At 66.4% G+C, this 13,157-nt stretch carries 12 protein-coding genes and 1 tRNA gene; 7 read left to right on the top strand and 6 right to left on the bottom strand.

Annotated elements, in window-relative coordinates:
• Positions 1-43 precede the first annotated feature (43 nt).
• Positions 44-1,399, top strand: coding sequence for a Gfo/Idh/MocA family protein (locus AC13GI_RS06745; protein WP_482995871.1), 1,356 nt, complete (start codon positions 44-46; stop codon positions 1,397-1,399).
• Positions 1,400-1,461: 62 nt separating this feature from the next.
• Here the strand turns inward: AC13GI_RS06745 and AC13GI_RS06740 are convergent, their stop codons facing one another.
• The 3 genes from AC13GI_RS06740 to AC13GI_RS06730 form a co-directional block, all read right to left on the bottom strand.
• A complete protein-coding gene (locus AC13GI_RS06740; RefSeq protein ID WP_380654499.1) occupies positions 1,462-1,875 on the bottom strand; it encodes a DUF5615 family PIN-like protein in 414 nt (137 codons plus the stop codon).
• Positions 1,872-2,576, bottom strand: coding sequence for a DUF433 domain-containing protein (locus AC13GI_RS06735; protein ID WP_482995870.1), 705 nt, complete (start codon positions 2,574-2,576; stop codon positions 1,872-1,874). The genes AC13GI_RS06740 and AC13GI_RS06735 overlap by 4 nt, the downstream gene beginning before the upstream one ends.
• 145 nt (positions 2,577-2,721) lie before the next feature.
• A tRNA-Arg gene (locus tag AC13GI_RS06730) sits at positions 2,722-2,798 on the bottom strand.
• Positions 2,799-2,947: 149 nt separating this feature from the next.
• Here AC13GI_RS06730 and ubiA point away from each other — a divergent pair.
• Together ubiA and AC13GI_RS06720 are read left to right on the top strand one after the other, a co-directional pair.
• Positions 2,948-3,841 carry a 4-hydroxybenzoate octaprenyltransferase gene (gene ubiA / locus AC13GI_RS06725; protein ID WP_482995869.1) on the top strand — a complete coding sequence of 298 codons (894 nt, stop codon included), beginning with the start codon at positions 2,948-2,950 and terminating at the stop codon, positions 3,839-3,841.
• A 400-nt stretch (positions 3,842-4,241) separates the two neighbouring features.
• Positions 4,242-5,666 carry a short-chain fatty acid transporter gene (locus tag AC13GI_RS06720; protein ID WP_482995868.1) on the top strand — a complete coding sequence of 475 codons (1,425 nt, stop codon included), beginning with the start codon at positions 4,242-4,244 and terminating at the stop codon, positions 5,664-5,666.
• A 76-nt stretch (positions 5,667-5,742) separates the two neighbouring features.
• Here the strand turns inward: AC13GI_RS06720 and AC13GI_RS06715 are convergent, their stop codons facing one another.
• On the bottom strand, positions 5,743-7,407 hold the full coding sequence (locus AC13GI_RS06715; protein WP_482995867.1) for an AMP-binding protein: 1,665 nt from the start codon (positions 7,405-7,407) through the stop codon (positions 5,743-5,745).
• Between the two features lie 309 nt (positions 7,408-7,716).
• Here AC13GI_RS06715 and AC13GI_RS06710 point away from each other — a divergent pair, with 309 nt between their 5' ends.
• A complete protein-coding gene (locus AC13GI_RS06710) occupies positions 7,717-7,878 on the top strand; it encodes a hypothetical protein (RefSeq protein ID WP_164745118.1) in 162 nt (53 codons plus the stop codon).
• A 54-nt stretch (positions 7,879-7,932) separates the two neighbouring features.
• On the opposite strand, the gene AC13GI_RS06705 is transcribed toward AC13GI_RS06710, so the two are convergent.
• The gene (locus AC13GI_RS06705; RefSeq protein WP_482995866.1) at positions 7,933-8,559 is read right to left on the bottom strand and encodes a YiiX/YebB-like N1pC/P60 family cysteine hydrolase; all 627 of its coding nucleotides are present in this window, start codon (positions 8,557-8,559) and stop codon (positions 7,933-7,935) included.
• Between the two features lie 81 nt (positions 8,560-8,640).
• On the opposite strand from AC13GI_RS06705, the gene AC13GI_RS06700 reads away from it, so the two are divergent.
• The 3 genes from AC13GI_RS06700 (at position 8,641) to AC13GI_RS06690 (ending at position 12,473) form a co-directional block, all read left to right on the top strand.
• A complete protein-coding gene (locus tag AC13GI_RS06700; RefSeq protein WP_482995865.1) occupies positions 8,641-9,153 on the top strand; it encodes a hypothetical protein in 513 nt (170 codons plus the stop codon).
• Between the two features lie 72 nt (positions 9,154-9,225).
• Complete coding sequence (locus tag AC13GI_RS06695; RefSeq protein ID WP_482995864.1) at positions 9,226-11,064, top strand: M3 family metallopeptidase; 1,839 nt, start codon at positions 9,226-9,228, stop codon at positions 11,062-11,064.
• A complete protein-coding gene (locus AC13GI_RS06690) occupies positions 11,061-12,473 on the top strand; it encodes a TPM domain-containing protein (RefSeq protein ID WP_482995863.1) in 1,413 nt (470 codons plus the stop codon). The genes AC13GI_RS06695 and AC13GI_RS06690 overlap by 4 nt, the downstream gene beginning before the upstream one ends.
• A gap of 1 nt (position 12,474) precedes the next feature.
• Here AC13GI_RS06690 and AC13GI_RS06685 read toward each other — a convergent pair whose 3' ends face one another.
• A complete protein-coding gene (locus tag AC13GI_RS06685) occupies positions 12,475-13,146 on the bottom strand; it encodes a VOC family protein (protein WP_482995862.1) in 672 nt (223 codons plus the stop codon).
• Between the last annotated feature and the right edge of the window lie 11 nt (positions 13,147-13,157).

The raw sequence follows: 13,157 nt of genomic DNA, 5'->3' as shown, positions 1-13,157 counted from the left end.
CGCCGGCCAAGGCTGGCGCGCCTTCAAGAGGAGAGTGTTTGCCATGAAGCGTAGGGAATTCATCGCGGCCAGTGCCGCTGTCGCCGCCAGCAGCCTGCTGCCGCAGACCCCGGCATGGGCACGTGGCCGCAAGGTACGCCTGGCCGTGATCGGCACCGGCATGCGTGGCCTGGTGCTGCTGAAGGAACTGGTGCGCCGCGACGACGTGGAAGTCGTTGCCCTGTGCGATATCGAGCCGATCATGCTCGGTCGCGCGGTGGAGATGGTGAGCAAGGCGGGCAAGCCCGCGCCGAAGACCTACGGCCAGGACCGTGACATCAATGCCTGGAAGCGCCTGCTGGAACAGAAGGGCATCGACGGCGTGATCATCGCTACGCCCTGGGAATACCACGCACCGATGGCGATTGCCGCGATGCAGGCCGGCGTGGCCGTAGGCTGTGAAGTGGTGGCCGGCATCACCCTGCAGGACCACTGGGATGTGCTGAAGACCCAGCTGTCCACCGGCACCCCGTACATGCTGCTGGAAAACGTCTGCTACCGCCGCGACGTGATGGCCGCGCTGCAGATGGTGCGGCAGGGCCTGTTCGGCGAGCTGGTGCACCTGCAGGCCGGCTATCAGCACGACCTGCGCGGGGTGAAGTTCAACTCCGGCGACCCGAACCAGCCCTACGACAGCGGCGTGGAATTCGGCCCCAAGGGCTGGAGCGAAGCACGCTGGCGCACCGAGCATTCGGTGGAGCGCAATGGCGAGCTGTACCCCAGCCACGGCATCGGCCCGTGCGCGATGTATACCGGCATCAACCGCGGCAACCGCTTCACCCACATCAACGCGTTCGCCACCAAGGCACGCGGCCTGCACGAATACACCGTAGCCAAGAGTGGTGGCACCACCCACCCGAGCACCAAGGTCAAGTTCAAGCTCGGCGACATCGTCACCACCACGCTGGCCTGCGAGAACGGCGAGACCATCCTGCTGCAGCACGACACCTCGCTGCCGCGCCCGTATTCGATGGGCTTCCGCGTGCAGGGCACCAAGGGCCTGTGGATGGACGTGAACCATTCGATCCACATCGAAGGCCGCAGCCCGCCGCACCAGTGGGAAGAGTTCAAGACGTACCAGGACCAGTACGAACATCCGCTGTGGAAGCAGAATGCAGACACTGCTGCGAGTGCAGGGCATGGTGGCATGGACTGGTTCGTGATCCATGCGTTCGTGGAAGCGCTGAAGGCCAAGGCGCCGATGCCGATCGATATCTACGACGCAGTGACATGGAGTGCGATTACTCCGTTGAGCGAGCAGTCGATCGCCAACAGTTTCCAGACACTGGAATTCCCGGATTTCACTGCGGGGTTGTGGCAGACGCGCAAGCCGATTTTTGCGTTTGACGGGAAGTACTGAGGTCTACACCCTTCCACGCTGTCGCGGAGACGCCGGGCATTGCCCGGCGTTTCTGTATGCGCCTATCGTGTAGCTTTGATCTGTGCCAACCGTGCGCCGGACGCTCTCGCATGCGGTACGCGGAACATGGCGCCGGGTTGGACGAGCTCGGCTTGCTGCATCATTTTTGGCCACCATTCCAGCAGCCGCGCTGCGCGATCATAGTGACTGAGCGTGCCCCACCCCTTGGCAAGTACAAAGACCGTCAAACCGAGGCGTGCGATGGCGTCACGTTCAACAGGTTTGCGCTGATGATGGTCCTGAGTGACGTGAACGCGGATGCCGCGTTGGATGGCTGCCTCGAACAATTCCAGATCAGTGGTACCTGGTTTCACGAATTCCCTTACGTGAAGCACCTCATGATCATAACCGCGTGCAATGGCATCGATCGCCCGGGCAAGAGCAGGCGGCAGATTCTCGTCGATCTGCGCCTTCAAGATACCGCCCGACCCTCGAACTGCAGCGCTTTCCTCACTGCAGCCAGAGGCAGGTCAAACAATCGGGCGGCCTGCCGCGCGTCGCCGCCTTCGGCTTGCAAGGCGGCGACGATGGCGATCGTAGGAACACCCGATTCGGAGAGAATGGGTTGACCGAAGCTTCGCTTTGGATCGAATACCACTGCCCGTGAACCTTTCATGGGGAACCATCGTTCGGCGCGATCATCGATTCCCAGTTCGATTCCATCGCGCAGAGATGGCGCGATGACTTTGCGCATGACGTCCTGACGTTTCACAACGTCAACCAAGGCAGCGTCTCCGCTTTCGTCCAGAAGCTCCATGAAGATCCGCCGGCCATCGGTCTTGAAGCTCGTACTGGTGAAGGGATAGTCCTTGCCCAGCCGCTCGTGAAGTTCCGCGATGGTCCGTCGGATCAGGTTGAGTGGTACGCCACATGCAACAAACGTGCGTATGAAGCGGAGTTCGATGAGGTCGCGGAAGCCGATCCCATCAATTTCCGATCCAGCCCACTGCGACGACCAGAGGGGCGGATGTTCCTGGACATTGCCGTGACGTCGGCTTTCGTATCCCTTGATCCAGCGCCTGAGCTCGGATGGTTTGCCGCCAATGAAGCGCGCGGCATCGGCGTACGAATAGAGGCCGAGACCAAGGCTGTCTGGAGCTGGCAGGGCGATTCCCATTCGGGTGAGTCTACCCAATGTAGGAGAAACAACGAGTGCGGAACTTCATCCTGTGCCATGGATGTCTCAGGCAATGAGACAGAAAGCTCGCTTCGGCGTCCGCTGGCAATCTACAGCCAGTTCAAACCCGTCATGGAGTTAAGGATGGCGCGCCCGGAGGGATTCGAACCCCCGACCAATGGCTTCGGAAGCCACTACTCTATCCGGCTGAGCTACGAGCGCGTGGTGGAACCGCCGCGCCGTCGGCCAGGGCCGGGGCGGGCATCGCAACGCAATGAGGCGGTGCGGGATGGGCATTCTATCCAGTTTCGCCGCACAAATCTCCCCCCGCCGGCAAAGTCGGTCAGAAGGCACAGGAGTATCCTAGTGCCATGGCTGATACCCCCCTTTCCGCGCCGCATCCGGCGCCGACGCCGCGCTGGCGTCATTACTGGAGTCTGATGCGCGCCGATCGCCCGATCGGCACGTTGCTGCTGCTGTGGCCCACCTGGTGGGCCTTGTGGCTGGCTACGGGCGGCCTGCCGCCGCTGTGGACCCTGTTCGTGTTCACCGCTGGCGTCTGGCTGACCCGCTCGGCCGGCTGCGTCATCAACGACTACGCCGACCGCTGGCTCGACCCGCACGTGGAGCGCACCAAGGCGCGGCCGCTGGCGACCGGCGCGATCAGCGGCCGGGCAGCGCTGGCGCTGTTCGCGGTGCTGATGCTGGTGGCCTTCGGCCTGGTGTTGACCCTGAACGGCCTGACCATCGCCCTGAGCTTCATCGGCGTGTTCCTGGCGGCCAGCTATCCCTACCTGAAGCGCTACACCCATCTGCCGCAGGTCTACCTGGGCATGTCCTTCGGCTGGGGCATCCCGATGGCCTTTGCCGCCGTGCAGGGCGAAGTGCCGATGCTGGGCTGGCTGCTGTATGCCGGCAACATCCTGTGGTCCACCGCCTACGACACCTGGTACGCCATGGTCGACCGCGAGGATGACCTGAAGATGGGTTCGCACTCCACCGCGATCCTGTTTGGCGATCTGGACCTGGTCATCCAGGGCGTGCTGTACGCGTTGTTCCTGGCCACGATGGCGCTGGTCGGCGTGCGCGGTGGGCTGGGCGGGTACTACCTGGCCGGCGTTGCGGTGGCGACGCTGCTGGTGGTGTACGAATTCTGGATCTGCCGCAACCGCGAGCGTGGGCCGTGCTTCAAGGCCTTCCTGCACAACAACTGGGTGGGTGCCGCGCTGTTTGCCGGTATCGCCGTGGATCTGGCGCTGCGTTGAGACGCGCAGCCGAGCGTGGGCTCGGCTCTACAGCTGACAGTGCTTCTGTAGCGCCCGAGCCCATGCTCGGGCGGCGGCGCACAGCGCCGCCATGGATCTGGCGCTGCGCTGAGACGCGCAGCCGAGCGTGGGCTCGGCTCTACAGCTGACAGTGCTCCTGTAGCGCCCGAGCCTATGCTCGGGCGGCGGCGCACAGCGCCGCCATGGATCTGGCGCTGCGCTGAGACGCGCAGCCGAGCGTGGGCTCGGCTCTACAGCTGACGGTGCTTCTGTAGCGCCCGAGCCCATGCTCGGGCGGCGGCGCACAGCGCCGGGCCTCCCGCCACCTACGACCAATAGGTGGCTGACAGCCCGCACCCCACCGCCCAGAATCAGGCCATCGAACCTGGGAGGGTAGGTGATGGCGTCGACCGCGGCAGTACAGGACGGCTGGATGGCGCGCGCAGCGTTGCGCTCGGCCGCCTGGGCGGAAAAATGGTTCCCCGATGCGTATGTGTTCGCGGTGCTCGGCGTGATCATCGTCGCCGTGGCCGCGATCAGCTTTGGCGCGACCCCGCAGGCCACCGCCAGCGCCTTCGGCGACGGCTTCTGGAGCCTGATTCCCTTCACCATGCAGATGGCCTTCGTGGTCATCGGTGGCTATGCCTTGGCCACTGCGCCAGTGGTCGCGCGCTTCATCGACTTCCTCGCCCGCGTGCCGCGCACCGGTCGCGGCGCCGTGGTGTACGTGGGCCTGGTCAGCATGCTGGCTTCGCTGCTCAGCTGGGGCTTCTCGCTGGTGTTCGGTGGTCTGCTGGTGCGCGCGCTGGCCCGCCGCACCGAGCTGCGCATGGATTACCGTGCTGCCGGAGCCTCGGCCTATCTGGGCCTGGGCGCGGTGTGGGCGATGGGCCTGAGTTCGTCGGCGGCGCAGCTCCAGGCCAATCCGGCCAGCATGCCGCCGGGGCTGGTGGAGATCACGGGCGTGCTGCCGTTCACCGAAACCATCTTCCTGTGGCAGTCGATTGTGCTGACCTCGGTGCTGATCCTGGTCTCGTTGCTGATCGCCTGGCTGACCGCACCGGCCGCCGGCAGTGCGCGCACCGCCGAAGATTTCCCCGGCGCCGCCCAGGCCGAACCGGAACCGCTGCAGCGCCGCACCCGGCCGGGCGAGTGGCTGGAATACAGCCCGTTGTTGACCGTGCTGCTTTCGCTGCTGGCCTTCGGCTGGCTGTTCAACGAGTTCGCCAACAAGCCGTTGGTCAGCGCCATCGCCAACCTCAACACCTACAACTTCATGTTCATCTCGCTGGGCCTGCTGCTGCACTGGCGCCCGCGCAGTTTCCTCAACGCGGTGGCCAAGGCGGTGCCGAGCACCACCGGTGTGCTGATCCAGTTCCCGCTGTACGGCGGCATCGCGATGATCCTCACCCACGCCGCCGGTGGTGATGGCGAGACCCTGGCGCACCGGCTGTCGAGCCTGTTCGTGCACGTGGCCAGCACCGATACGTTCGCGCTGGTGATGGGCGTGTACTCGGCAGTGCTGGGCTTCTTCGTACCGTCCGGTGGCGGCAAGTGGATCATCGAAGCGCCGTACGTGATGCAGGCCGCGAACGAGTTGAAGGCGCACCTGGGCTGGGCGGTGCAGGTCTACAACGCGGCCGAAGCGCTGCCGAACCTGATCAACCCGTTCTGGATGCTGCCGCTGCTGGGCGTGCTCGGCCTGAAGGCCCGCGACATCGTCGGCTTCACCTTCATCCAGCTGCTGGTGCATATCCCGCTGGTGCTGGGCCTGCTGTGGCTGCTGGGGATGACCCTGGCGTACGTGCCGCCGGTGATGCCGTAGCGCAAACACGGGGTCATGTGGGGTCAGATCCCGGGGCCAGATCCCTCCGAAGGAAGGGCTCCGACCCCAGACACCCTCAGCCAGCCGCCGCCTGCTTCTCGATCTCCGCCTTGCGCAGCAGGAAGCGCTGCAGCTTGCCGCTGGGCGTCTTCGGCAGTTCCGCCACGAACGCCACCTGTCGCGGGTAGGCATGTGCGGACAACCGGCGCCGCACATGCTGCTGCAGTTCCTGCGCCAGCGTGTCGCTGGCGATGAAGCCATCGCACAGGACCACGAACGCTTTGACGATCTCGGTGCGCTCTGGATCCGGCACGCCGATCACCGCCGTCTCCGCCACCGCAGGGTGTTCCATCAGCACGCTCTCCACATCGAATGGACCAATGCGATAGCCCGACGAGGTGATCAGGTCGTCCGAACGACCGATGAAACTGATCGAGCCGTCGTCCTCGCATTCCACCGAATCGCCGGTGAGGTAGTAGCGATCACCCAGCGCCGGTGTGTCGGCACCGTAGTAGCCGGTGAACCACATGATCGGCGACTGCCGCAGGTCCACGGCGAGGATGCCCGGCGTGCGCGGTGGCAGTTCGTTGCCGGCATCGTCCAGTACCGCCACGCGGTAACCGGGCATCGCAACGCCCGATGACCCCGGCCGCACGGCATGCTCCAGCGCGTGGTGGTTGTTGACCACCATGCCGGTCTCGGTCTGGCCATAGTGATCGAGCACCGTGGTGCCCAGATGGGCAGTGAACCAGCGCGCGATCTCCGGGTTCAGCGGTTCGCCGGCGCTGCTCACCACCCGCAGCTGTCCCTTGATGGCAGCGCTGGCCTCGGGGCCGGCGGCGATGATCTGCCGGTACGCTGTGGGCGAGCCGGCAAGATTGGTGACACCCAGCCGCGCGACAATGTCGTTCAGTCCCTGCACGCTGAAACCGGCTTCGCTGAAGGTGGTGGCCTGGCCCAGCAGCAGTGGGCCGATCACCGCGTAGTACAGCCCATAGGCCCAGCCGGGATCGGCGATGTTCCAGAACACATCGTCTGCGCGCAGGTCTACGGCCAACTGCATGTAACTGGCAAAGGCCAGCAATGCGCGCAGCGGCACCGGCACGCCCTTGGGACTACCGGTGGTGCCGGAGGTGGACAGCAGTGCCATCAACGCATCGCCGCGCAGCATCACCGGCGCGAAGTCGGGCGTGGCATCGGCGCTGCGTGCGCTCCAGTCGATGTCGCCGGCACGCAGCGCCTGTCCGGATGCCAGGGTCGTGGCGACCTGCGGACAGCCATCGACCTCGTCCAGCTTGCTGCGGTTTGCGCTGTCGGTCACCACCAGTGCGGTGCGTCCGGTGTTCAACCGGGTTTCGATGGCCTTGGGGCCGAACGCGGTGAACAGCGGCTGGTAGATCGCGCCCACCCGCCAGGTGCCGAGGATGGTCGCCAGCAGATCCGGTGTACGCGGCAGCAGGCCGGCCACCACATCGCCCCTGCCGATGCCCTGCGCGGTCAGCACCTGGGCAACCCGCGCGGAGGCGTCGCGCAGCTCCTCGAAGGTGTACCGGTGCAGGGCGCCGTGGGCATCCACCCAGCGCAGTGCCAGCGCATTGCGGCCGCAGTGGCGGTCGCAGCACTCCACGCAGGCATTGATGCCGGCCTGCAGGTCACCGTGCAGCTGCCGTTGCCCGTGCTCGATGCTGAAGCCGGCCAGTGCCTGTTCGTAGGTGGGGCGTGCTGCGGTGTCGCGGGCCATGCGCATCTCCGGGGTGATGTCATCCCGACGATAGGCGGCGGCCCGGCATGCTGCAAATGGGACCATAGGCGTAGGCCGTCCCTGCGCGCGCTGCGGGGTGCCGGACGCTGAATGCGTGCGTTTGCGGCTGCGGCATGACCACATGCCAAACCTGCATGAATTCTTCAGTGGCTTGTGCCGCAAGGGCTGCCGCCGGTTCATTCACGCGCGTACACATCGGTGTAGCCCGCTGACAACGCATGGTTAACCAATCGCTGCCGACGATGGCCCCGTCCACCGCATTCCGCGCGTGGCATTTGGAGATCGGACATGGCACAGCAGAACCAGAACCCGAACCAGAAACAGCAGGGCCAGCAGAACCAGCAGGATCAGCAGCAGGGGCGCGGCCGCGACCAGCAGCAGCAACAGCAGCAGGAACAGCAGAAGCGCAACCAGAACCAGCAGCAGGGCGGGCAGGACGAGGAAGAGTGACCCTGGCAGCCGCCATCCATCACCGACGAAGCCCCGCCCCGTGCGGGGCTTCGTTTATTCGAGCACGCCGATCCGCTGCAGCACCGCCGCTGCGGCCATGTCGTTGGGATTGGTACCGGGCAGGCCCTGCGGAACCTCCAGGCCCATGCCGCGATACAGGTCTACCCAGTGCTGGGAGATCTCACCGGTCTGCGGGTTGCGGAAGTTCATCGGCTGCAGCGCGAACACATGGTGCGCACGGAACGCGCGTTCGATGAAGTCCGAGCAGTAGTAACTGTCGTCGTTCAACACGTAGGTGGTGTTGTACGGTTTGCCCAGCATCGTGCGCGCGGTGGCCACTGCATCGGTGATGGCATTCCCTGGCGGTGCGCGCAGGCGATAGACCACGATCTGCCGCTGTTTGCCACGCGCATCCTCGCGGAACTGGTCCAGCGTCTGCCGGCGCGAGCCCTTCTCATCGGCATGCAGCACCTCCCAGCCCTGCGGCACCGACGCCACCAGCGCGACATGGTCGAAGCTGGGCGCACCTTGCTTTCCCGTCGCATCGTCGATGGCCGCGCTCAGGCCGGCATGACCCGCAGTGACGAACAGCAGGTCGCCTTCACGGACCTCGATGGCCATCGCCACGGCTGGCCACAGGGCGGGCAGCAGCAGGCCGATCAGGAGCAGGAGGCGGCGCATGGGCATCTCGGACAGGCGGAAAGGCGCGATTGTAGGCGGCAGGATAGGATGGCGCGACCCAATCGGAATCAGGACGATCCCATGAAGCCCCGCCGTTCCCTTGCGCTGCTGGCGCCCGCCCTTGGCCTGGCGCTGTCCGCCTGCACGCCTGCCCCACAGCCCGCGCCTGCTGAAGCCCCGGCTCCTGCAGCGGCACCTGCCAGCACAGCGACGGCGGTGGAACCCGCGCCCGCAGTGGCGACCGCGGCATGCTCCCATCCGGCGTTCGATACCTTCCTGAAGCATTTCGGCAACGAGATCACCCTGCAGGAAAAGGCCACGGCCGATCCGCTGCTGGACAGCTACGTCGATGCCGGCGCCGAGCCTGAGCCGCGCACAGTGGAACGCCCACTCGCATTGGCCGATGTCGAATGGCCGGTGATGCCCGATCCAGCCGGGCTGGCCGGGCAGGGCCGGGAGATGCAGGTGACGGCCGTGGCCGATGGGCAGATGCAGGTGCAGATCCGCACGCCCGACAGCAGCGACCAGCAGACCTACACCTTCGCGCAGAAGCCGTGCTGGACACTGGTCAAGCGCGAAGACGAGTCGATCTGAGGCCAGATCGGGACAGGCGCGGACTACCGGCGGCTGCTAGGCTCGAAGCCCGATCAAGGCACGGAGACGCCGATGCAGGCCCGCAGGATGCGCACCACTACCGTCGTCATCGCCACGCTGTGGGCGATGACCACCTCCCTCGGCGCGCACGCGCAGTCGCTGCACGCCGATGACCGCGCTTACTTCCCCAGCGCCGCCGCCGAACAGACGGCACGCGTTACGCTGGGCGAGCGCGTTGAGGCATTGCAGCGCGCCACGGCGGGCGAGCCGGCCACCCGCTTCCGCCAGGCCGAAGCGCTGCAGGCACAGTGCCTGCGTCACCATGCGTATCTGCATCTGCAGGCCGCGCGCAATGCACGCGATCGTCGCCCGGCGCAGGCGCTGGACCAGGTGATGGGGCTGTGCAGCCGTATCGCGCGCACCGGCAGGGCCGCCCTGCGTGAGGCGCCGGCGGATGCCCCCTGGCTGGCGTCCTATGGGTTCCTGCGCGCCCGCGCGCTGCAGGAAGGCGCGGCGCCGGCCAATCCGCAGCTGGATGATGCCGTGGATACGCTGGCCGACCCGGCACTGGATACGTTCGCGCGCCTGCGCCGGCAGATCATGCACAGCGCGGAATACCCGCGTATCGAGGGTGCTGGCCGCAGCTGGGATACCGGCGCCGACAAGCAGGCCCTGGCCCAGCATCCGGACCGTGCGCTGCGCGAGGCAGGCTGGAAGGGATACTGGCAGGGCGTGCAGTCGCGCCGCGAGCCGATGGCGTCGGTACTGCTGGGCCTGGTGCAGGTGAATGATGCCGCCGCGCGTCTGCAGGGCGACGGCTCGGCCACCGCACGCGGCTATCGACGCATGGGCATGGATACGCAGACGGTCGACGCGACGCTGGCGGCGATCGAGCGCCACGCGGCAGACCGTCGTGACTACCAGGACATGCTGCTGCAGCATGCCGGGCGCAGCGGTGTGGTGTCGCCGCAGCTGTGGGATACCACCGTGCCGGATGCCGGCTACACCCCACCGGTGCTGACCCTGGAGCAGCTGCGCGATACCGCGGCCGACGCCATGCAGCCGCTGGGGCCGGAGTATGTCGCCGAGCTGCGTGCGCTGCTGGATCCTGCGCACAAGCGCATGGATCTGGCCACCGTACTGGGCAGTCGCAGCCAGGACGCGTTCCATGTGTTCGCACCGGACACGCCGGCGCTGCTGTTCGTGGGGCTGCGCAGCGGCGATCTGGAAAGTGACGTTGAGATCGCCCATGAAGCAGGGCACGCCATGCATGGGCAGTGGATGCTGCGCGGGCATGCCTCGCCATTGCATCTCAATGGCAGTGCGTGGATGACCGAGGCGTTCGCCATCTACAACGAGCTGCGCTTCCGTGACCAGTTGTACCGGCAGGCGCAGGACCCACGCGCCAAGGCGTACTACCTGAAGTCGCTGCTCGACGACATGGTGTTGCAGCTGTTCACCTCCTCCGAGGAAGCACAGCTGGAGCAGTCGATCTACCAGGGCGTGGCCAGCAATACATTGGGCACCGCCGACGATCTGGACGCGCTCACCGGCCAGGTGCTGGCGCGCTACGGCCAGCAGCCGCAGCGCTACCCGCAGCTGCGCAGCAGCTGGATCGGCAAGCGTCTGATGTATGACGACCCGCAGTATCTGGTCAACTATCTCTACGCAGGATTGCTGGCGGTGCAGCTGTATGTGCAGGACCAGCAGGACCCGGAGGGCTTCCGCCAGCGCTATCTGACTGTACTGGGTGAGGGCTTTGACCGCGCACCGCAGGAACAGGTCGCGCAGTTGCTGGGTCATGCACCGGACTGGCCGGCACTGGTCGATGCGGATCTGCAGGTGTTCGCGCAGAACGCTGCCCGGCTGCAGGCGCTGTATGCGCAGATCGAGGCAGGGCAGGGCACATGAGCCGGGTGCCGGAGGCGCGCGTTGCCAGACCGTGGGCATGGCTTGCATTGTTGCTCTGCCTGCTGCCGCTGCTGGCACTGGCGGCAGCCCCGATCCCTGCGTTGAATGACCCGGTGGTGGACACCGCCGATGCGCTGTCGGCCAGCACCCGCGCCACGCTGCGCGAGCAAGCCTTGCAGCTGCAGGCGCGCAAGGGCGCGCAGCTGCAGGTGCTGGTGGTGCCGAGCGCTGGCGAGGAAGGCATCGAAGCCTATGCGCAGCGCGTCTTCGACCAATGGCAGCTGGGCCGCGCCGGTATCGATGATGGCGTGCTGCTGCTGGTGGCGGTGCAGGATCGGCGCGTACGCATCCAGACCGGCTATGGCCTGGAAGGCACCATTCCCGATGCGTATGCCGCGCGCATCATCGACAAGGCGATCGTACCGCGCCTGCGCGAGGGAGACCTGGACCAGGGCGTGCTGGACGGCACCGCGGTGCTGGTGGCGCTGGTCGATGGCGAGCAACTGCCGGCCTGGGAAGATTCGTCGGCACGCAACGTATTGCCGCCGGATTGGCGCACGGGGGATTCGGTCGTTGCGCTGACGTTGCTGGCGGGCTTCCTGGCCGGTCTGTGGCGATCGCCACCGCGTCTGCTGGCGACCCGCACCGAAGCCGATTTCACCGGTAACCGCCGCGAGCGGCGGCGCAAGGCATTGGCAGCCAATGCGGCGATGCCCAGGCCGACGTGGCCGACCTTACCTGCCTGGGGCCGGCCGCTGCTGGTGACGGCGGTGATTGCTGCGGGACTGCTGTCTGCGACGCTGCTGTTGCCGCGCCACGTGCTGCCGGCGCTGTCCTTCGTGCTGCTGCCCGCCGTACCGGTGGCAACCCTGCTGGGCTGGTGCTGGCATCGCAGCCGCGGCGTACGCATCGTGCTGTACGGCATGCTGGCCGTCAGCACCGGCTTCTTCGCGGCGATGCTGGTGCGTGGCCAGTTGCCGCCCAGCCTTGCGCTGCACACGCTGCTGAACCTGGCGGTCGGCATCGCCGCCATGCTGGTGTTCTTCCTGGTGCAGGCCGGTCGCGCGCGTTGGCGGAAGAACCGCAACAGCTTCGCGATCCGCCTGGTGGTGCTGATGCTGCTGACCGCTGGCTATGCGCTGGGCGCACTGCTGGCCATCGACCGTGCCGGCGATGAGAACGCCCGCGTACTGACGACGATCGTGTCCAGCGTCGGCACGCTGTTCCTGTATTTCATCTGGGTGTTCACCCTGCTGCCCGGCGAAAAAGCCCGCGGCGGCCGCGGTTCGTCCAGAGGCTACCGTTCCTCGTCCAGCAGCTCCTCGTCCAGTTCGTCCTCGAGCAGTTCCAGCGACTGGTCCGGTGGGGGTGGCCGCAGCGGCGGCGGTGGCGCCTCGGGCAGCTGGTAGCTCAGGCCGCTCGCACCCGCCAGCCAAGCGCTGCATCATGCAGTTCACCGCTGCCGCTCACATCGCCCACCTGCAGCTGCAGTCCCTGCGCGTTGGGCAGGTCCTTCTGCTCGGGGAACCAACGGCGATCGGCGGCAACCACGATCAGCAGGCCCTCGTCATCGCCCATCGGTGCGAACTGCGGCGACGGCGGGCTGATCGGCTGCAGGCCGAAGCGCTGGCTGGACTGTTCGCGCACCGCATCGACATCGTGGCTGGGCAGGCCAACTTCGCTCAGGCAGGTCAACTCGCTGCCATGGAAGGCGCCCCTGCGGTCGCTGGCCGGCAAGCGCCTGCGGCCGATCAGTTCCAGGATCAGGCCATCGGGTCCGGTGAAGTACACCGACTGCGATTGCCAGCTGCTTTCCAGTGCGAAGTAATCGAGGCCTTCCGGGTTGCGTTGGAAGGGCGTGCGTGCACGCAGCCAGCTCATGGCCTCGGCGAAGCGGTTGTCCGGCACATTGAAGGCCAGGTGCACGCCGCCGACAGGGTGGTCGCCGGCAGGTTGCAGCTGGATCGTGCTCCAGCCGATGCGGACCTGGTCACCAGCCACCTCCAGTTGCAGCACGTCGCGGAAATAAGCGGCAACGCGGGTGACGTCGGATACCGGCAGGGTGAGGTGCAGCAGGCGCATGGTCGATCCTC

It is taken from the genome of Stenotrophomonas sp. 82F1, assembly GCF_056861525.1.
Note: the sequence above shows the minus strand (reverse complement) of the source record. Positions and strands in the feature narration are given on the sequence as shown.